At 63.9% G+C, this 18738-nt stretch carries 17 protein-coding genes; 9 read left to right on the forward strand and 8 right to left on the reverse strand.

Going from position 1 to position 18738, the window contains the following annotated elements; genetic code table 11:
- Positions 1–106: 106 nt before the first annotated feature.
- A partial coding sequence (locus ASD99_RS00005; protein ID WP_156388912.1) for an IS1182 family transposase occupies positions 107–1462 on the reverse strand: 1356 nt, incomplete at its 5' end.
- Positions 1463–1850: 388 nt separating this feature from the next.
- Between ASD99_RS00005 and rpe the strand changes: the two genes are divergently transcribed.
- The 3 genes from rpe to ASD99_RS00020 all read left to right on the forward strand — a co-directional run bounded on the left by rpe (position 1851) and on the right by ASD99_RS00020 (position 5343).
- The gene (gene rpe, locus ASD99_RS00010) at positions 1851–2528 is read left to right on the forward strand and encodes a ribulose-phosphate 3-epimerase (RefSeq protein WP_056592634.1); all 678 of its coding nucleotides are present in this window, start codon (positions 1851–1853) and stop codon (positions 2526–2528) included.
- Positions 2529–2897: 369 nt separating this feature from the next.
- Positions 2898–3644, forward strand: coding sequence for a GntR family transcriptional regulator (locus ASD99_RS00015; RefSeq protein WP_057142361.1), 747 nt, complete (start codon positions 2898–2900; stop codon positions 3642–3644).
- Positions 3645–3828: 184 nt separating this feature from the next.
- Positions 3829–5343 carry a malonate--CoA ligase gene (locus ASD99_RS00020; protein WP_057142651.1) on the forward strand — a complete coding sequence of 505 codons (1515 nt, stop codon included), beginning with the start codon at positions 3829–3831 and terminating at the stop codon, positions 5341–5343.
- A gap of 77 nt (positions 5344–5420) precedes the next feature.
- On the opposite strand, the gene ASD99_RS00025 is transcribed toward ASD99_RS00020, so the two are convergent.
- The 5 genes from ASD99_RS00025 to ASD99_RS00045 are packed head-to-tail and all read right to left on the reverse strand — an operon-like array spanning position 5421 to position 10427.
- Positions 5421–6533 (reverse strand): NAD(P)/FAD-dependent oxidoreductase, encoded by a 1113-nt coding sequence (locus ASD99_RS00025; protein ID WP_057142362.1) that lies wholly within the window; start codon positions 6531–6533, stop codon positions 5421–5423.
- A 9-nt stretch (positions 6534–6542) separates the two neighbouring features.
- Positions 6543–7721: an N-acetylglucosamine-6-phosphate deacetylase gene (nagA, locus tag ASD99_RS00030; protein ID WP_057142363.1), complete on the reverse strand. Its 1179-nt coding sequence runs from the start codon at positions 7719–7721 to the stop codon at positions 6543–6545.
- Positions 7718–8731, reverse strand: a complete 1014-nt coding sequence (locus tag ASD99_RS00035) for an SIS domain-containing protein (protein ID WP_200950960.1) — start codon at positions 8729–8731, stop codon at positions 7718–7720. The genes nagA and ASD99_RS00035 overlap by 4 nt, the downstream gene beginning before the upstream one ends.
- A 35-nt stretch (positions 8732–8766) precedes the next feature.
- Positions 8767–9549 (reverse strand): GntR family transcriptional regulator, encoded by a 783-nt coding sequence (locus tag ASD99_RS00040; RefSeq protein ID WP_056592653.1) that lies wholly within the window; start codon positions 9547–9549, stop codon positions 8767–8769.
- Entirely contained in the window at positions 9546–10427 is an 882-nt protein-coding gene (locus ASD99_RS00045) for an N-acetylglucosamine kinase (protein WP_057142365.1), read from the reverse strand. Before ASD99_RS00045 ends, ASD99_RS00040 begins: the two co-directional genes overlap by 4 nt.
- Before the next feature lie 198 nt (positions 10428–10625).
- On the opposite strand from ASD99_RS00045, the gene ASD99_RS00050 reads away from it, so the two are divergent.
- The 6 genes from ASD99_RS00050 to ASD99_RS00075 all read left to right on the forward strand — a co-directional run bounded on the left by ASD99_RS00050 (position 10626) and on the right by ASD99_RS00075 (position 16953).
- Complete coding sequence (locus ASD99_RS00050; protein WP_057142366.1) at positions 10626–11585, forward strand: N-acetylmuramic acid 6-phosphate etherase; 960 nt, start codon at positions 10626–10628, stop codon at positions 11583–11585.
- Positions 11586–11587: 2 nt separating this feature from the next.
- Positions 11588–12847: an ABC transporter substrate-binding protein gene (locus ASD99_RS00055; RefSeq protein WP_057142367.1), complete on the forward strand. Its 1260-nt coding sequence runs from the start codon at positions 11588–11590 to the stop codon at positions 12845–12847.
- Positions 12848–13101: 254 nt separating this feature from the next.
- Entirely contained in the window at positions 13102–14031 is a 930-nt protein-coding gene (locus ASD99_RS00060; RefSeq protein ID WP_056592666.1) for a carbohydrate ABC transporter permease, read from the forward strand.
- A 10-nt stretch (positions 14032–14041) separates the two neighbouring features.
- Positions 14042–14881 carry a carbohydrate ABC transporter permease gene (locus tag ASD99_RS00065; protein WP_057142368.1) on the forward strand — a complete coding sequence of 280 codons (840 nt, stop codon included), beginning with the start codon at positions 14042–14044 and terminating at the stop codon, positions 14879–14881.
- The gene (locus tag ASD99_RS00070; RefSeq protein ID WP_057142369.1) at positions 14878–15939 is read left to right on the forward strand and encodes a Gfo/Idh/MocA family protein; all 1062 of its coding nucleotides are present in this window, start codon (positions 14878–14880) and stop codon (positions 15937–15939) included. Before ASD99_RS00065 ends, ASD99_RS00070 begins: the two co-directional genes overlap by 4 nt.
- A gap of 15 nt (positions 15940–15954) precedes the next feature.
- Entirely contained in the window at positions 15955–16953 is a 999-nt protein-coding gene (locus ASD99_RS00075) for an ABC transporter ATP-binding protein (protein WP_056592675.1), read from the forward strand.
- Positions 16954–17010: 57 nt separating this feature from the next.
- On the opposite strand, the gene ASD99_RS00080 is transcribed toward ASD99_RS00075, so the two are convergent.
- Complete coding sequence (locus ASD99_RS00080; protein WP_056592678.1) at positions 17011–17856, reverse strand: fumarylacetoacetate hydrolase family protein; 846 nt, start codon at positions 17854–17856, stop codon at positions 17011–17013.
- Between the two features lie 26 nt (positions 17857–17882).
- Complete coding sequence (locus tag ASD99_RS00085; RefSeq protein ID WP_056592681.1) at positions 17883–18614, reverse strand: SDR family oxidoreductase; 732 nt, start codon at positions 18612–18614, stop codon at positions 17883–17885.
- Positions 18615–18738: the final 124 nt, after the last annotated feature.

Genomic DNA, 18738 nt, shown 5'->3' on the forward strand with positions numbered 1-18738 from the left:
TCAGACTGCTGACAAACCCCGTCGATTTTCGGCGGGGTTTTTTGTTATGTGATTGAAGTGTCTTGGACAGTTTGTGTCAGGAGATTTTGGCAGGAGGCATTGAGCCTCATGCGCGGGCCGGTTTGGGCTTTGGCCACAGGCAAAGGGCGATTTTTTTGATGTTCTGGGCGGCGGCGGCGATCAGGCACTGGCAGGCGACCCTGGAGAGACTTCGAAATCGTGCATAGCGGTGACCGTGCAGTTGTTTGGCGTCGGCGAAAGAGCGCTCAACGGTTTCCTTGCGGCGACGGTAGACGGCCTTGCCCCATGCGGTGAGCCGGTTGGCGTCGGTGCGCTCCTTTGCATCGGCCCAGACATGGCGGATGATGGTGCGCTGGGCCTTGGCATTGGTCGTGCAGGAGGCAAGCAACGGGCAGTCGCGGCAGATAGCCGGGTCGCTCTTGTAGTGGCGGTAGCCATTGCGGTCGGTGGTCGCGTAGGCCAGCACCTGGCCCTGTGGGCAGCGATAGCCGTCAGCCGCCGGCTCATGGGTGAAGGATGACGGTGCCATCATGCCGGGCTTGGGTGGTGTGAGGCGGCGATAGCCGGTGACAGCGCGTATAGCCCGGTCCTCCAGTCCTTTGGCAATGCCGGCCGTGGCATAGCCGGCGTCCAGCCCGACGGCGCCGACATCAAATCCGAAGCGTTGCACCTGCCGGTCGAGCCTCGACAGGTAGACGGTCGAATCATGGACGATCGCTGTCGTGTGGGTGTCGGTAATGATGGCGTGGGCCGCATCCACCGTGCGATGGTCAAGGTAGAAAAAGCCTTTCGGCTTGCCCTCGCGCACCATGTAGCCGCTGTCGGGATCGGTGCGCGAGACCTTGGTCTCCTTCTCGGGTGGTTTGCGCTCCTTCTCCTTCAGCCGTTTCTGGCCATGGGCGGCACGCTCTTCATCGATCGCCGCGTCCAGTGCCTTCCAGTAATCAGCACGCGACTTGGCGACCACCGCCAGATCGAAGCGGGTCTTGTTGGCGTTGGCCTTCAGATGGGTGGAGTCGGTGTAAAGCACCGTGCCGTCGACCAGGCCCGCCCGGATCGCCTGCTCGACGATGCGGTCGAAGATCGCTTGCGACACGCTGGTGTCGTCGTAACGCCGCCGCCGGTTCTGCGACAGTGTCGAGGCGTCGAACACCTTGTCCGTCAGCTTCAGCCGCAGGAACCAGCGATAGGCGACATTGACCTCGATCTCGCGCACCAACTGCCGTTCCGAGCGAACTCCAAACAGGTAGCCGATGAACAGCGCCTTGAACATCAAGGTCGGGTCGAGCGGCGGGCGGCCATTGTCGGGGCAATAGAGCGGCGCGGTCAGTTCGTGGATGAAGGAGAAATCGATCACACGGTCGATCTTGCGCAACAGGTGATCGGCGGGAACCAGCTGATCGAGCGTTACCATCTCGAGCGCGGTCTGTTCAGGGGCGGGNTAGAGCGGCGCGGTCAGTTCGTGGATGAAGGAGAAATCGATCACACGGTCGATCTTGCGCAACAGGTGATCGGCGGGAACCAGCTGATCGAGCGTTACCATCTCGAGCGCGGTCTGTTCAGGGGCGGGTCGCTTCAACATGACCCAGTGAATCAAAAACCCCCGGCAAATGCCAGGGGTTTGTCAGCAGTCTGGAAACCCGCCGGAGCAATCCGGCGGGTTTTTCTTATGGCTCCGGGGCAAGCGGAAATTGGCCGCACCACGATCGGAGACGCCACAACGCCACCCGGGCCGTGCAGCGCCCGCGCACTCGACAAGTCGGCTGGAGCGCATTAGGCAGTCGATCCAGAGTGGCCGGATGAAAAGGGCGCTCGGAAAGGCCGCACCCATGAGCAGAAAGACCTTGATCGCACCGTCGGTACTGGCATCGGATTTTTCCAGGCTCGGCGATGAGGTCGAAGCGGTGGCGGCGGCCGGCGCCGACTGGATCCATCTGGATGTGATGGACGGGCACTTTGTCCCCAACATCACCTTTGGCCCGCCGGTGATCAAGGCGATCCGCAACCGCACCAAGGCCTTCTTCGACTGCCATCTGATGATTGCCCCGGCCGACCCCTATCTGGCCGCTTTCGCCGAGGCCGGCTGCGACGGCTTGACCGTGCATGCCGAGGCCGGGCCGCATCTCGACCGCTCGCTTCAAACCATCAGGAACCTTGGCAAGAAGGCCGGAGTGTCGCTCAATCCGGCAACGGCTGAAAGCGTGGTCGAATATGTGCTCGACCGGCTCGACCTGATCCTGATCATGACCGTCAATCCGGGCTTCGGCGGCCAGGCCTTCATTCCGGCTGTTGTCGACAAGGTGAAGCGGGTCAAGGCGCTGATCGGCGACCGGCCGATCCGCATCGAGATCGACGGCGGTGTTTCAGCCGAAACCGCGCCGCTGGTCACCGCCGCCGGCGCCGACGTGCTGGTGGCGGGCGCCGCCATTTTCAAAGGCGGCAGTGTCGAAGCCTACCGGCAAAACATCCAGGCGATCAGGACGGCAGCCGACAACGCAGCCGGCTAACTCACGGCGCAACGCGTATTCTGGGCCTCGATCCTCTATGGCACTGCGCCCCGGAAGCAGCGACAGCCGGATTCGGCTTCACTGTTCGCCGCCTGTGGGCGCAACAGAACAGGTGGTCTCACGCACATACAAAAGAACAGGAAGATCAGATCCGCCTGCGTGCATACAAAACATGTTAAGTTTCCGCAGGTTGTGGGAATGCGCGGAGTTACTCCATTGATCTCCGGAATGCCGCATATTCCTTTGTGCTAAAGTACAATAGCGTGATCTTTTGCTTGAGCACGCGACGGCGCGCGTCATATGGTACAAGTACGAAAAGGCGAATTCTGCCGGACTCGAATTGCCCAGGTTTGGGGAGAAGGAGTCGCTGTGACATACGGAGCTGCCAATCTGAACGACGACGCCGCAGGACCCAAGAGCACGCTTGCCAGCACGGTCTATCAGCAATTGCGTGACGACCTTCTCGATGGTGTTCTTGAAGCCGAGAGCAAGCTGCGGGTCGAATGGGTGGTCTCCAAATATGGGGCTGGCGCTTCTCCTGTCCGCGAGGCTCTCAATCGCCTCGCCTCGGAAGGGCTTCTCGGCCGGCACGACCAGCGTGGCTTCTTCATCATGCCGGTCAGCGCCTCGGAACTCGAGGAGCTGACGCGTACCCGCTGCTGGCTGGAGGAGCGGGCGCTTCGCGAATCCATTGCCCACCGCACCGCCGAATGGGAAGAACAGCTCGTCCTGGCACTGCATCGCCTGGGGCGCGCGTCACGTCTTTCGCCGCAGAATCTCGTCTCGCTCAATCCGGATTGGGAGCGGCTGCACCGCATCTTCCACCGGGTCCTGATATCGGCCTGCCGGTCGCAATGGCTGGTGGGGTTCTGCGATCAGCTTTCCGATCACGCCTATCGCTACCGGCAAATGGCCAATGACGGCGACCGCGTCCAGCGCGACGGTTTCGGCGAGCATCGCCTGATCGCCGAATGTGCCCTGGACGGCAACGCCGACGGTGCGGTCGAAGCATTGATCAATCACTACCAACTGACCGCCGCGATGTGCATGAAACGCTTCAGTCAAGGCGAAGGGTCACAGGCGGTCGCCGGCAGAGCCGAGCGCGCACGGCGATAGCGGTGGTTTTCCCGGCGGACCTTTTGCGGCCCATTACCCGCAACCTCTGGCGTTGACACGACGGACGTGGCGCTCTCCGCGGTCTTGACGGCGCAGCTGGGAATCGCGAACTCTTCGCCGCCAATACATGCCGCTCGAAAAGCATGCTCGGCGCCGCCGTTTCAGCCACCCCAGGGAAGTCTTTATGAGCAATTATCTGTTCGATGAGTTCCGGTCCCGGATGCCGGAGCCAGGACGCCTGCTGATGGAAACCGAAGACGGCGGCTCGCTCACCTATGGCGACATGCTGGCGCGCTCGGCGCAGCTGGCGCATGCGCTTTTGCAACTGGATGTCGAACCCGGCGACCGCGTTGCCGTGCAGGTCGAGAAGAGCCCGGAAGCGGTCCTGCTCTATCTCGCTTGCCTGCGTGCCGGCGCCGTCTTCCTGCCCCTCAACACCGCCTACACACTGGCCGAGCTGGAGTATTTCTTCGGCGATGCCAAACCACGCCTGGTCGTCTGCGATCCGGCAAGGGCAGCCGACATCGCGGCGTTGGCCGGAAAATCGGGCGCCACCACCGTCACACTCGGCCGCGACGGTGAGGGATCGCTGACCGATCAGGCCTCGCGGCTACCGGCGGATTTTCATGACGTGGCGCGCGGGCCGGATGATCTCGCGGCGATCCTCTACACGTCGGGAACCACCGGCCGCTCGAAAGGCGCTATGCTCAGCCACGAGAACCTCGCCTCCAACGCCCGCGTGCTGGTCGAGCACTGGCGTTTCACCGGAGACGACGTGCTGATCCACGCATTGCCGATCTTCCACACCCATGGCCTGTTCGTCGCCACCAACGTCATCCTGATGGCTGGCGCCTCGATGCTGTTCGAGCAGAAGTTCGATCCGGCCCGCATCGTCTCGCTGCTGCCGCGGGCCACGGCGCTGATGGGCGTGCCGACCTTCTATGTGCGCCTGTTGCAGCAGGATGGTCTGGACCGCGAGGCGGCGAAGAACATCCGTGTGTTCATTTCCGGTTCGGCGCCGCTGCTGGCCGAGACGCACAACGCCTGGCGCGAGCGCACCGGCCACGCGATCCTCGAACGCTACGGCATGACCGAGACCAACATGAACACCTCGAACCCCTATGAGGGCGAGCGGCGCGCCGGTACGGTCGGTTTCCCCTTGCCTGGCGTCACGCTTCGCATCGCCGATCCCGACAGCGGCGCGGCGCTTGCGCAGGGCGAGGTCGGCATGATCGAGGTGAAGGGCCCAAATGTTTTCGGCGGCTATTGGCGCATGCCGGAGAAGACCAAAGCGGAATTCCGCGCCGACGGCTTCTTCATCACCGGCGATCTCGGCATCGTCGACGCCGACGGCTATGTCCAGATCGTCGGGCGCGGCAAGGACCTGATCATTTCCGGCGGTTACAACATCTATCCGAAGGAACTCGAAAGCGAGATCGACGCGCTTGACGGGGTTAGCGAAAGCGCCGTCATCGGCGTTGCCCATCCGGATTTCGGCGAAGGCGTCACCGCTGTCGTCGTGCGGGCGCCGTCATCGCAGATCACCGGGGCCGAAATTCTCGGTGCCATCGCTGAACGCGTGGCGAAATACAAGCACCCGAAGCGGGTGATCTTCGTCGACGAACTGCCGCGCAACACCATGGGCAAGGTGCAGAAGAATCTGCTGCGCGACACCTACAAGGACCTCTATGCCTCCTAGGGTAATACCAGCAAAATAGCGCGGTTCGGCGGTTCCGTGGAACGATGGACCGCCCTGGAACCGCGTCGGCAGTCGGGTCAGCCTGGATACAACAGCTCGGCGACATGCTCGGCGATCGCCAGGCTGGCCGTCAGGCCGGGGCTTTCGATGCCGAACAAATTGACGATGCGGCCGGCGCCATGGTCGGCCGGACCCTGGATCGTGAAGTCGGCAGCCGGCTGGCCGGGGCCGGACAGTTTCGGTCTGACGCCGGCATAGGCCGGCTGCAGGGCGCCGTCGGCAAGCTCGGGCCAGTAGTGCCGGATCGCCTCGTAGAAGACAGCGCTTCGGCGGGGATCGACCGTATAGTCGAGGTGGTCGATCCATTCGACATCCGGACCAAAGCGCGCGCTGCCGGCAAGGTCGAGGGCTAGATGCACGCCGAGGCCGCCATTGACCGGCACCGGATAGATCAGCCGCGAGAAGGGCGACCGACCCGAAAGCGAAAAATAATTGCCTCGCGCCAGCCACAGCGGTGGAACGAGGTCTTGAGGAAATCCCTCGATCCGGTTGGCCAGGGCTTGGGCATCGAGACCTGTGGCATTGACGAAGGCGTCGGTTTTCAACGCGAAGATATCGCCCATGACATCGCGCGTATCGATCCGGATTCCATCGGTTTCAACAGCCGCTCCGGCGACAGTGGTGAGGAAGGCAAACGATGCGCCGGCAGCCTCCGCATCGCCGCGCAGTGACAGCATCAGCGCCTGGCTGTCGACGATGCCGGTCGACGGCGACAGCAGCGCGCCGGCGCATCTCAGCGCGGGTTCGAGACTTTCGGCTTGTGCCTGCGTAAGCAGACCGAGATCGCCAACCCCGCAACTCTGGGCATTGGCCCTGATCGCGCTCAGCCTGTCCAGCTGATCCGGTTCGACGGCGACGATCAGCTTGCCGGTGCGGTCATGGCCGATGTTGTGCTCGCGGCAATAGGCGTAGAGCCGTTCACGGCCTTCGGCGCACAGCCGGGCCTTCAGACTGCCCGGCGCATAGTAGATGCCGGCATGGATGACTTCGGAATTGCGCGAGCTGGTGACCGTGCCAATCGTGCCGGCCTTCTCGACCACCAGCACCTCGCGTCCCGACAAAGCGATCGCCCTGGCAATGGCGAGCCCGACGACACCGGCTCCCGCAATGACACAATCGAAATCATGCATGGCCTGATATCATCGGGCGGAGTCGGAGCCGGCTGCAAAAACCTCGGCGCCGCCGATCCAGACGCTCTTCATGTCGAGATCGTCCGACAGCAAAACGATATCCGCCACCGTGCCGTTGGCGAATCGCCCGAGCCGATGCGATTGCCCTATCGCCTGCGCCGCATAGAGCGAGGCCATGCGCAACGCTTCCGACAAGTCCAGCCCGACAACCCGGTGGACGTATCGAACTGCCGAGATCATGTCGAGATCGGCACCCGCCAGCGTTCCGTCGGCAAGCCGCAGGCTGCCATCCCGGCGGTAGATGGTGCGCCCGTTCAGCGTGAACGAAGTCATGTCGGTGCCGATTGTCGCCATGGCGTCGCTGACCAGCACGATCTTGCCGGGACCTTGCTTGGCGCGCAGCGCGATCTTGATGGTGGCGGGATCGACATGGATGCCGTCGGCGATAAGACCGGCGGACAAGGTGCCGATGTCGATGGCCGCGCCGGCCAGACCTGGCTCGCGATTGCCGATCTGGCTCATCGCGTTGAACAGATGGGTGACCAGGCTCGCGCCGGCTTCGGCGAAGGCGCTGGCGGTGGCGTAGCCGGTGTCGGAATGGCCAAGACTGACGATGACGCCGGCCTTGGCGAGCGCCGCGACGCGCGCCGGCTCGACGGATTCCGGCGCTACGGTGGTGAGCAGCACCGGCAGCTTTTGCCGCGCCGCGATCAGCATCGCCTGGTCGGCATCGAGCATCGGCCGGATCAGTGCCGGATCATGCGCGCCCTTGCGGGCGATCGAAAGATGCGGGCCTTCGAGATGCAGGCCGAGGAAGCCCGGCACCTTCCGCAGCGCCGCTGCTTCGCCAGAGGCGACGGCGGCGGCGGTGATACCGGGCGTGTCGGTGATCAGCGTCACAAGCAGCGCCGTGGTGCCGAAGGGCGCATGCGCCTTGCAGATGGTTTCGATAGAGGCGACATCGGGGTGGTCGTTGAGCATGACGCCGCCACCGCCATTGACCTGCAGGTCAACGAAGCCCGGGGCCAGAACGCCGCCGCCGGTGTCGACGACGCGGATATCCGAGGGGATGGCACCCGTGGGCAAAATAGCCTCGACGAGGCCGTCGCGCACGACGAGCGCGTGGCCTTCATGCCAGTCATCGCCGTCGAAAATCCGGGCGCCGGTCAGGGCAAAACGGTCGCTCATACGGTCTCCGTCACCTTGCGAAGGTTGCGCGGCGTGTCCGGATCGAGGCCGCGATGGCGAGCGAAGGCCTCGACGAACATGTAGAAGGAAACGATCAGCGTCAGCGGATCGGTCAGCGGATGGCCGGTGGCGACATGCGGCAGGCGCACGGCGCGCTGGGCAAGTGCCGAGGTGACGAACACCGGCGCGCCCTTGGCTGCCAGGCTGTCGGCGGCTTCGGCGATGGACGGTTCGGACGCGTCGCGCGCAGCCAGCGCCAGCACCGGAAAATCGGGTCCGATCAGCGCCAGCGGGCCATGCATGACCTCGGCGGCGCTGTAGGCCTCGGCATGCATGCCGCAGGTCTCCTTGAATTTCAGCGCCGCCTCGTTGGCCATCGCCGCCGACGGGCCGCGGCCGAGGATGAACAGCGACTTCTGCTTCTCGATCGTTTCGGACAGCACGCTCATCCAGTCGCAGGCGATCGCCTGGCGGAAATGCCCGGGCAATTGGGCGAGTGCCGCCAGCAGCGCATCGTCGCCGGTGGCATGCGCCATCAAAGCGAGACCGGCGACAGCGGAATTGATGAAGGTCTTGGTGGCCGCCACGCTGCGCTCGGGCCCGGCCAGGATATCGATCGCATAGTCCGAGGCGCGCGCCAGCGGCGAATCGGCGGTGTTGGTGATGGCGACGGTCAGCGCGCCGCCGGCCCGCGCGGTTTCGGCCATGGCGACGATGTCGGGGCTCCTGCCCGACTGCGAGATCGCCAGGCAGGCCGAGCCGGCCAGCCTGAGCTTGCGGCCGTAGATCGAGGCGATGGACGGTCCGACCGACGCCACGGCCAGTCCAGCGGTCAGCTCTACGGCATATTTCATGAAGGTGGCGGCATGGTCGGACGAGCCGCGCGCCACGGTGACGATAAACTGCGGGTCGCGTTCACGGATGCCGCGCCCGGCTTCGGCCAGCACGGTGCCGGAGCCGTCGAGCAGGCGGGCGACGGCTTGCGGGATCTCCTCGATCTCGCGCCGCATATGGGTCATTTCTGTAGACCTGGTCGGCTCTGTCGTCATGGTCGGGCCTCTTCGCTCGGCCCTGTCAGCCGCAGTTCGGCGACGAAATCATAGGCGTCGCCCCGGTAGATGGAGCGGGTGAATTCGATCACCTTGCCGCTCGCCAGATAGGAAATGCGTTCGATGTGCAGGCCGGCGATGCCTGGCGGCACTTCGAGCAGGCGCGCGTCGCTATCGCCGAGATTGGCGGCGGAAATGCGCTGCACCGCGCGCACCGGCCGGTTGCCGGTCAATTCCAGCGCCGCATAGAGCGAGGAGCCTATATCGGCGGGATCGGGCAGCACGCTGGCCGACAGCGAGGCGCGTTCGATCGCCAGCGGCGTGTCGTTGGCAATGCGCAGGCGCGCCACGCGTGCCACCAGTTCGCTCGACGACAGGCCGAGCACCATCATCTCGTCGGGCGAGGGCGCGTAAAGGCCGCGATCGAGCCAGGCCGAACGCACCGCCATGCCGCGCCGCGCCATGTCCTCGGTGAACGAGGTCAGGCGTGACAGCGACTGTTCGACACGCTCCATGCGCGGCGCCACGAAGGTGCCGGAGCCGTGGCGCTGCACCAGGATGCCGCCCTTGACCAGGTCCTGCACCGCCTTGCGCACGGTGACGCGCGAAATGTCGGCCTTGGTGGCGATGTCGCGCTCGGAGGGCAGCGCGTCGCCCGGTCCGATCAGGCCGCGATTGACCGCGTCCTCGATGCTCTTGCGAAGCTGCAGATAGAGCGGCGCGCCGCTCTGCGCCTGATGTTTCAGCGTGGCGAAAATCTGGTCGGCGGCCTCGCTCATCGCGCCGCCTCCGCGTGTCCGGCAAAAAGGCGGACCGCCATCTGCACCGCGCCGCCCAGTGCGTCGTCGAGCGGCGGCTTCAGCAGAGCCCGGTAGCGGGCAGACAGCCGCGGCGCGTAAAGCGGCGCCAGCCCACCGAGCAGGCAAAGCGGCGCATCGTCCGCGAGATCGAGCGCGCCGAGCGAGGCCTCGACATCGGCGACCACCCTGTCGAGGATCCAGTTGGCGACGCTGTCGCCTTTCTCTGCATGCTCGAACACCTTGGGCGCGAAGCCGCCGAAATCGCCCGGCTTGGCATTGGTGGTGAATTCGACCACATCCTCCGGATTGTTGCGAAAAACGGCCAGCATGCTCTGCGTCAGCGGCGAGCCGGCGCGGACGCCGTCATAGGCAAGCAGTGTCTGTTCGAGCAGGTCCCGGCCGATGCGGGCGCCGCTGCCCTGGTCGCCGACCTGGAAGCCCCAGCCGCCGATGGCGCGCGATTTGCCGTTCTTGCGCGCCATATAGGCGGTGCCGGTGCCGAGGATCGCCATGGCGCCGTCACCCGAGCCGACAGCGCCTTCCAGCGCGATTTCGGCGTCGGTCTCGACGCGGCTGATGCTGAACGGCAGGATCGCTTCGAGCTGCTGCCGGTAGGTGCCGACATTGGCGCCGGCAAGGCCGAGAATTGCGGGTGTCTGCGGGATCAGTTCCGGATCCTGCCCGGCGGCGATGAACGCCTGCCTGGCGGCATCGACGATGTTCGAGCGGGCGCCGGTCAGATCGGTGCGGATGTTGGCGGCGCCGCTCTTGGCGCGGCCAATGACTGCACCATCCGCTGTTGCCAGGGCGGCCCTGCAGCTGGTGCCGCCGCCATCGATTCCGAGTACGAAATTCACGTGAATTCTCCTCCGGGCGGATAATACCAATAAAATACCAATAGCCAAGGGTTAATTTCCGTTTCAAAAAGATTAAGGTGTATTTTATTGAAAAACCAAGGCATTTCGTCGGCTCAGCGATTTCCGACCAGCGAATTCGTTAATGCGTGTGGACAAGTGGTATTTTTTTGGTATTGTTCCGGTATTGGAGGACCCGGGATGGCCGAAACGCGCACCGAAGCGCTTCACCAGAATGCCGAGGGGCTGGATATCCAGGCCCCGGACGCCATCCTTTCCTATTTGGCCGATGCGCAGATCGAAGCCGCAACGGTCGTGCGCCAAGCCATTCCATCCATCGCCAGGGCGGCCGAGATCATCGCGGGCAGGCTGAACAGCGGCGGCAAGCTTGCCTACGCCGCGGCCGGCAGCTCCGGCCTGATGGCGCTGGCTGACGCGCTTGAGTTGCCGGGAACCTTCGGCATCCATCGTGACCGCATCGCCATCCTGATCGCCGGCGGCGACGATGCCTTCCGGACACTAGCCGGCGGGCCGGAAGATGATACCGAGGAGGCCGCGGCAGCGGTCGCCACGGCCGGCCTCGGCAAGGGCGACTGCCTGATCGCCATTTCCGCCAGCGGCACGACACCCTATGCGGTGCGGGCCATCGAGGAAGCGGCTAGCCGCGGTGCGGCCACCATCGGCATCGCCAACAACAGGGACTCAGTCCTGCTCCGCCAGGCGCAAACCGCCATCCTGCTCGAAACGCCGCCGGAGCTGATCGCCGGCTCGACGCGCATGGGTGCCGGCACCGCCCAGAAGATCGCGCTCAACATGCTGTCGACGCTGACCGCGGTCCATCTCGGCCATGTCCATGACGGCTACATGGTCAATCTGATGGCCGACAACATCAAGCTGCGCGACCGCGCGGCGCGCATCGTCGCCGCGGTCAGCGGGCGCGGCACGGACGAAGCGGCTCGCTTGCTGGAGAAAAGCGGCGGCGCGGTCAAGACCGCCATTCTGCTTGCCGCCGGCGCCGACAGCGCCGATGCGGCGCAGAAGATACTGGAAGAGGCCGGCCAGAAGCTGCGGCCGGCCCTTTCCGCGATCGAGGGGAGCAAGGCGTCAAAAGCCTCTGTTCTCATCAAAACCGAACCTGAAAAAGGTCAACAGGGAGACTGAGCATGACAACGAAACTACTGACGGCACTGCTTCTGGGCACCAGCATTCTCGGCTCGGCCGGGGTTGCCTATGCCGCAGACGTAACGCTCAACATCGAAAGCTGGCGCGGTGACGACCTTGCCATCTGGAAGGACAAGCTGATCCCGGCTTTCGAAGCCAAGAACCCGGGCATCAAGGTGGTGTTCGCGCCGTCGGCTCCAACCGAATATGACGCGGCGCTGGGCGCCAAGCTCGCCGCCGGCTCAGCGGGCGACCTGATCACCTGCCGCCCGTTCGACAAGTCGCTTGAACTGTTCAAGAAGGGCAACCTTGCCGACCTTTCGGCGCTGCCCGGCATGGAAAATTTCTCGCCGGTGGCCAAGTCCGCCTGGCAGACCGACGACGGCAAGGCGAGCTTCTGCGTGCCGATGGCCTCGGTCATCCACGGCTTCATCTACAACAAGGACGCCTTCGACAAGCTCGGCATCAAGGTGCCGGAGACCCGCGACGAGTTCTTCGCCGCGCTCGACAAGATCAAGGCCGACGGCACCTACATCCCGATGGCGATGGGCACCAAGGATCTCTGGGAAGCCGCGACCATGGGCTACCAGAACATCGGCCCCAACTACTGGAAGGGCGAGGACGGCCGCGCGGCGCTGATCAAGGGCGATCAGAAGCTGACCGACAAGGACTGGGTCGCGCCGTATGAGGAACTGGCCAAGTGGAAGCCTTATCTTGGCGACGGCTTCGAGGCCCAGACCTATCCGGACAGCCAGAACCTGTTCACGCTCGGTCGCGCCGCCATCTACCCGGCCGGATCGTGGGAAATCGGCCTGTTCAACACCCAGGCCCAGTTCAAGATGGGCGCGTTCCCGCCGCCGGTCGAGAAGGCCGGCGACACCTGCTACATCTCCGACCATACCGATATCGGCATGGGCCTGAATGCGGCTTCGAAGAACGCCGACGCGGCCAAGACCTTCCTGTCCTGGGTGGCCTCGCCGGATTTCGCCACCATCTACGCCAACGCGCTGCCGGGCTTCTTCAGCCTGAACTCCGCGCCGGTGAAGATGGAAGACCCGCTTGCGCAGGAATTCGTCTCCTGGCGCGGCAAGTGCAAGTCGACGATCCGCTCGACCTATCAGATCCTGTCGCGCGGCACGCCGAACCTCGAGAACGAGACGTGGGTTGAATCGGCCAACGTAATAAACGGCACCGACACCCCGGAAGCTGCGGCCAAGAAGCTGCAGACCGGTCTCGACAGCTGGTACAAGCCGGCCAAGTAAGGGCTCAGGCAACGGGACCGGCCGGGCGCATGCCTGGCCGGTTTCGGACCATCCTGATCATTCAGAGTGCGTCCATTCAGAATGCGATTGTTGGCACCGCCTCTCGGCCTTACCCTCCCTTTGTGGGGAAAGGCTAGCTGATCAGTCGCAGGCCTTTGTTCTTGCCGCATCGGGCAAGAATGTTCGGGCCGTGCATCGAGGCATCAACTAGCATCGATACCCTTTGGAACCGAGAGACGACGGGGACCGAACTCATGGCCGCAGATATCAGACCGAAAAGACCGTTCCGCTGGCACATCGGCATCTTCCTGGCGCCGGCCGTGCTTGTCTACACGGCGATCATGATCCTGCCTTTGGCCGGTACGCTGCAGCTCTCGCTGTTCCGCAACATCGAGCAGCACCAGGTCTTCGTCGGGCTGCAAAACTTCCGCATGCTGTTCGGCGATCCCAACTGGTCGGTGGGTTTCTGGAACGCGCTCAGGAACAACACCTGGTTCTTCATCATCCACATGGTCGTGCAGAATCCGATCGGCGTCATGCTGGCGGCCCTGCTGTCCAGCCCAAGACTGAGATTTGCGGCCTTCTACCGCACGGCGATCTTCGTGCCGACCATCCTGTCCTTCGTCATCGTCGGCTTCGCCTGGAAGCTGATCCTGTCGCCGCTATGGGGCGTGGCGCCGCATCTGATGGATCTTGTCGGGCTGAAAAGCCTGTTCACGCCATGGCTGGGCAAGGAACAATATGCGCTGACCGCGCTCAGCCTGATCTCGGTGTGGCAGTTCGTCGGCATTCCGATGATGCTGATCTACGCCGCCCTGCTGTCGATTCCCGAAGAGGTGATCGAGGCGGCTGAATGCGACGGCATCACCGGCCTGTCGCAGTTCTGGAAGATCAAGCTGCCGCTGATCCTGCCGTCGATCGGCATCATCTCGATCCTGACCTTCGTCGGCAATTTCAACGCCTTCGACCTGATCTACACCGCGCAAGGGGCGCTGGCCGGACCGAACTATTCCACCGACATTCTCGGCACCTTCCTCTACCGCGCCTTCTTCGGCTTCCAGCTGCAAACCGGCGACCCCAACATGGGTGCGGCGATCGCCACGATGATGTTCCTGATCATCCTTGGCGGCGTCTGCGTCTACCTCTTCCTCGTGCAGACGCGCCTGCGTCGCTACCAGTTCTGAGGGGCAAGAGATGAGCACCGCCACCCGTTCGCTGCCCCGCACCATCGGCGCCCACGCGATCCTGTTGACCTACACGGTGATCGCGCTGTTTCCGGTGATCCTCGTCATGATGAACTCGTTCAAGTCGCGTGCCGGCATCTTTGGCGCGCCGCTGACGCCGCCGACGCCAAAGACCTTCGACCTGATCGGCTACACCACCGTTATCGGCCAGGGCGACTTCATCCACTATTTCCAGAACAGCCTCGTTGTCACCGTCGCATCGCTGTTCTTCGTGCTTCTGTTCGGCGCCATGGCTGCGTTTGCGCTGTCGGAATACCGCTTTCGCGGCAATTCGCTGATGGGCCTCTATCTGGCGCTCGGCATCATGATCCCGATCCGCCTCGGCACTGTCGCCATCCTGCAATTGATGGTGGCGAGCGGACTGGTCAACACGCTGACGGCGCTGATCCTGGTCTACACCGCGCAAGGCCTGCCGCTTGCCGTCTTCATCCTGTCGGAATTCATGAAGCAGGTGTCCGACGATCTGAAGAATGCCGGCCGCATCGACGGCCTGTCCGAATACACCATCTTCTTCCGGCTGGTGCTGCCACTGGTCAGGCCGTCGATGGCGACGGTCGCCGTCTTCACCATGATCCCGATCTGGAACGATCTGTGGTTCCCGCTGATCCTGGCGCCGTCGGAAGAAACCAAGACGGTGACGCTCGGCGCTCAGCTCTTCCTCGGCCAGTTCGTCACCAACTGGAACGCCATCCTGGCCGCGCTGTCGCTGGCGATCATGCCGGTGCTGATCCTCTACGTCATCTTCTCGCGGCAGCTGATCCGCGGCATTACCTCCGGAGCCGTCAAGTGAGTTCGCAAACACCCCTGCGCGTCGTTGTCGCCGGCCTCGGCAATATGGGCCGCAGCCATGCGCTGGCCTTTCACACCAATCCTGGCTTCCAGATCGCCGCACTGATCAACCGCTCCGACGTGCCGCTGCCGGAAGGACTGTCGGGCTATGGCATCAGGCGCTCCTTCGACGAGGCGCTGCGCGAGGAAAAGCCGGATGTCGCCTGCATCGCCACCTATTCCGACAGCCATGCCGACTATGCGGTGAAGGCCTTCGAGGCCGGCTGCCATGTCTTCGTCGAAAAGCCGCTGGCAACGACCGTGGCCGATGCCAAGCGTGTCGTCGCGGCGGCCAAGGCCAACGGCAGAAAACTGGTGATCGGCTACATCCTGCGCCATCACCCGTCCTGGATCAGGCTGATCGCCGAGGCGCGCAAGCTCGGCGGCCCCTACGTCTTCCGCATGAACCTCAACCAGCAATCCTCGGGCCATACCTGGGAGACGCACAAGCAGTTGATGCAGACGACGTCGCCGATCGTCGACTGCGGCGTGCACTATCTCGACGTCATGCTGCAGATCACCGATGCGAAGCCGATCGAGGTGCGCGGCATGGGGGTGCGGCTGACCGAGGAGGTGGCGCCCTCGATGTACAATTATGGCCACCTGCAGGTCCTGTTCGATGACGGTTCCGTCGGCTGGTATGAAGCCGGCTGGGGGCCGATGATCTCGGAAACGGCGTTCTTCGTGAAGGACGTCATTTCGCCGAATGGCTGCGTGTCGATCGTCATGAAGGAGGGCGTCAAGTCCGATGACATCGACACCCACACCAAGACCTCGACCATCCGCCTGCACAGTGCCGCGACCGGCGCGGACGGCAGATTCGTCAAAGCCGACGAAATGCTGTCGATGGAAGGCGAACCCGGCCACCAGGACCTCTGCGACCTCGAACAGGCCTTCGTGCTGAAGGCGATCCGCGAGGATCTCGATCTCACCAAACACATGGACGACGCGGTCAAATCGCTCGCCGTCTGCCTTGCCGCCGACGAGAGCGTGCGCAGCGGCGCCGCCGTGAAACTCTAGAACAGGGACGAAGCCGTGGGCTCGCTGAACATCGAGAACGTGAAGAAGGCCTTCGGGCCGGTCGAGGTGCTGAAGGGCATCAACCTCGAAGTGAATGATGGCGAATTCGTCGTCTTCGTCGGCCCGTCCGGCTGCGGCAAGTCGACCTTGCTCAGGGTCATTGCCGGACTGGAGGATTCGACCTCGGGCCGCGTCGTCATCGACGGCGAGGATGTCTCGGCCACGCCGCCGGCCAAGCGCGGCATCGCCATGGTGTTCCAGACCTACGCGCTCTACCCGCATCTGACGGTGAAGAACAATATGGGCCTCGGCCTCAAGCAGGCCGGCACGCCCGCGGCCGAGATCGAGCGCCGCATCGGCATCGCCTCGTCGATGCTGTCCCTGGAACCCTATCTCGAGCGGCGGCCGGCCGAACTCTCCGGCGGCCAGCGCCAGCGCGTCGCCATCGGCCGCGCCGTGGTGCGCGAGCCCAAGCTTTTTCTGTTCGACGAACCGTTGTCGAACCTCGACGCGGCGCTGCGCGTCAACACGCGTCTGGAAATCGCGCAGCTGCACCGCCGGTTGAAGGCAACGATGATCTACGTCACCCACGACCAGGTCGAGGCGATGACGCTGGCCGACAAGATCGTCGTGCTCAATGCCGGCCGTATCGAGCAGATCGGCGGCCCAATGGAACTCTACAATTCGCCGGCAAATGAGTTCGTCGCCGGCTTCATCGGCTCACCGAAGATGAATTTCGTGGACGGCGCTCGCCTCGGCGAAACGGCCAAGACCATCGGCGTGCGGCCGGAACACCTGACCGTCGATCCGACATCCGGCGCCTGGAAGGGAACGGTGGTGCACGCCGAGCACCTCGGCGCCGACACCAATCTCTATCTCGACTGCGAGAAGGCCGGGCTGATCACCGTGCGCATTTTCGGCGTCTACGATGCCGAACCGGGCGCGACGCTGTACGCGACGCCGGATCCGGCGAAGACCTATCGGTTTGGAGCGGATGGGAAGGTGTTGAAGTAATCTGGTGCGCCGACGCTTCTTCCCTTCTCCCACAATGAGAGAAGGGAAGAGCTGCGCCTACACGTCAGCCTTGAACGTCTGCTTCTGCTGGCCGAGTCCTTCAATGCCCAGCTCCACCACATCACCCGCCTTCAAGAACACCGGAGGCTTCATGCCGAGGCCAACGCCGGGCGGCGTGCCGGTGGAGATGATGTCGCCGGGGTGCAGCGACATGAACTGGCTGAGATAGGACACCAGATACTTGACGCCATAGACCATGGTCTTGGTCGAGCCGTTCTGCATCGTCTTGCCGTTGACCGTCAGCCACATCTTGATGTTCTGCGGATCGGCGACCTCGTCCTTGGTCACCAGCCACGGGCCGGTCGGACCGAACGTGTCGCAGCTCTTGCCTTTGGTCCATTGGCCTTGCCGCTCGGCCTGGAAGGCGCGTTCGGAGACATCGTGGGCAACGCAGTAGCCGGCGACGTAGTCGAGCGCGTCGGCTTCGTTGACATATTTCGCCGTCTTGCCGATGACCACGGCCAGTTCGACTTCCCAGTCGGTCTTCACCGACCCGCGCGGGATCAGCACGTCGTCATTCGGCCCGACAATGGCCGAACTTGCCTTCATGAAGATGATCGGCTCCGGCGGCACGGTGGCGCCGGTTTCGGCGGCATGGTCGGAATAGTTGAGGCCGATGCAGATGAACTTGCCGGTGCCCGCAACGCAGGCGCCGAGGCGCGGGCTGCCGGAAACCGCCGGCAGCGATTTCGGATCGAGCTTGGCCAATGCCGCCAGCGATGCCGGATCGAGTGCCTTGCCACCGATGTCGGCGACGTGGCCAGTGAGATCGCGGATCGTTCCATCCGCATCGAGCAGGCCGGGGCGTTCGCTCCCGACCTCGCCATAGCGCAGCAGCTTCATGTCATGCTCTCCTCAGTCAGATTGGTTCAGATCGACCAGCCGCCGTCGATATTGTAGGCCTGTCCGGACGTATAGGTGGCGCCGGCCAGGTAGACGGCGAGATCGGCGATTTCCTCCGGCGTGCCGAGCCGGCCCATTGGCTGGCGGGCGATGAAGGCAGCGCGGGCGGCATCGTAGTCGCCTTGCGCGTGCATGCGGTCCTGCAGCGACGGGCTCTCGACCGTGCCGGGGCAGATGGCGTTGCAGCGTATGCCCTTGCCGACATAGTCGGCGGCAATGGCCTTGGTCAGGCCGATGACGGCCGCCTTGGTGACGCCATAGGCGAAGCGGTTCGGCACGCCCTTGCCGGCGCCGGCAACCGACGACATGTTGATGATCGACCCGTCGCCGCGTTCCAGCATGCCGGGCAGCACCGCCCGCACCGTGCGGATCATGGCGCGGACATTGAGGTTGAAGGCGAAATCGAGATCGGCGTCCTTCATCTCGAGGATCGAGCCGGAATGGACGAAGCCGGCGCAGTTGAACAGCACGTCGACGACACCGATCTCGGCAAACGCGGCGTTGACCGCCTCGTCGTTGAGCACGTCCAGCTTGCGGGTCTTGATCCCTGGCGTCTTGGCGAACTCCGCCAGCAGCGCCTCGTTGATGTCGGTGGCGTAGACGGTGGCGCCAGCTTTTGCGAAGGCCAGCGCGCTCGCCTTGCCGATGCCTTGCGCCGCCGCCGTGACGACAACGATCTTGCCTGCCAGATCCGCCATGCTGTTCTCCTTCTGGGATCGTCCGGGTCTATCGGCAGTCGGCCACGGCGTCATGGGCCAGTCGGACGCCACTATGCGGCCTGCGCGCCTGTCAGCCCACAGATAAAGATGTTTTTTCTGGTTA

Origin of the sequence: Mesorhizobium sp. Root695 (assembly GCF_001428185.1) — a bacterium.
Classification (GTDB): Bacteria; Pseudomonadota; Alphaproteobacteria; order Rhizobiales; family Rhizobiaceae; genus Mesorhizobium.

Bases quoted from the DNA above. Each gene is read 5' to 3' on its own strand.
- rpe (WP_056592634.1), top strand. From the start codon at position 1,851: ATGAGCAGAAAGACCTTGATCGCACCGTCGGTACTGGCATCGGATTTT.
- ASD99_RS00020 (WP_057142651.1), top strand. From the start codon at position 3,829: ATGAGCAATTATCTGTTCGATGAGTTCCGGTCCCGGATGCCGGAGCCA.
- ASD99_RS00025 (WP_057142362.1), bottom strand. From the start codon at position 6,533: ATGCATGATTTCGATTGTGTCATTGCGGGAGCCGGTGTCGTCGGGCTC.
- nagA (WP_057142363.1), bottom strand. From the start codon at position 7,721: ATGAGCGACCGTTTTGCCCTGACCGGCGCCCGGATTTTCGACGGCGAT.
- ASD99_RS00035 (WP_200950960.1), bottom strand. From the start codon at position 8,731: ATGCGGCGCGAGATCGAGGAGATCCCGCAAGCCGTCGCCCGCCTGCTC.
- ASD99_RS00040 (WP_056592653.1), bottom strand. From the start codon at position 9,549: ATGAGCGAGGCCGCCGACCAGATTTTCGCCACGCTGAAACATCAGGCG.
- ASD99_RS00050 (WP_057142366.1), top strand. From the start codon at position 10,626: ATGGCCGAAACGCGCACCGAAGCGCTTCACCAGAATGCCGAGGGGCTG.
- ASD99_RS00055 (WP_057142367.1), top strand. From the start codon at position 11,588: ATGACAACGAAACTACTGACGGCACTGCTTCTGGGCACCAGCATTCTC.
- ASD99_RS00060 (WP_056592666.1), top strand. From the start codon at position 13,102: ATGGCCGCAGATATCAGACCGAAAAGACCGTTCCGCTGGCACATCGGC.
- ASD99_RS00065 (WP_057142368.1), top strand. From the start codon at position 14,042: ATGAGCACCGCCACCCGTTCGCTGCCCCGCACCATCGGCGCCCACGCG.
- ASD99_RS00080 (WP_056592678.1), bottom strand. From the start codon at position 17,856: ATGAAGCTGCTGCGCTATGGCGAGGTCGGGAGCGAACGCCCCGGCCTG.
- ASD99_RS00085 (WP_056592681.1), bottom strand. From the start codon at position 18,614: ATGGCGGATCTGGCAGGCAAGATCGTTGTCGTCACGGCGGCGGCGCAA.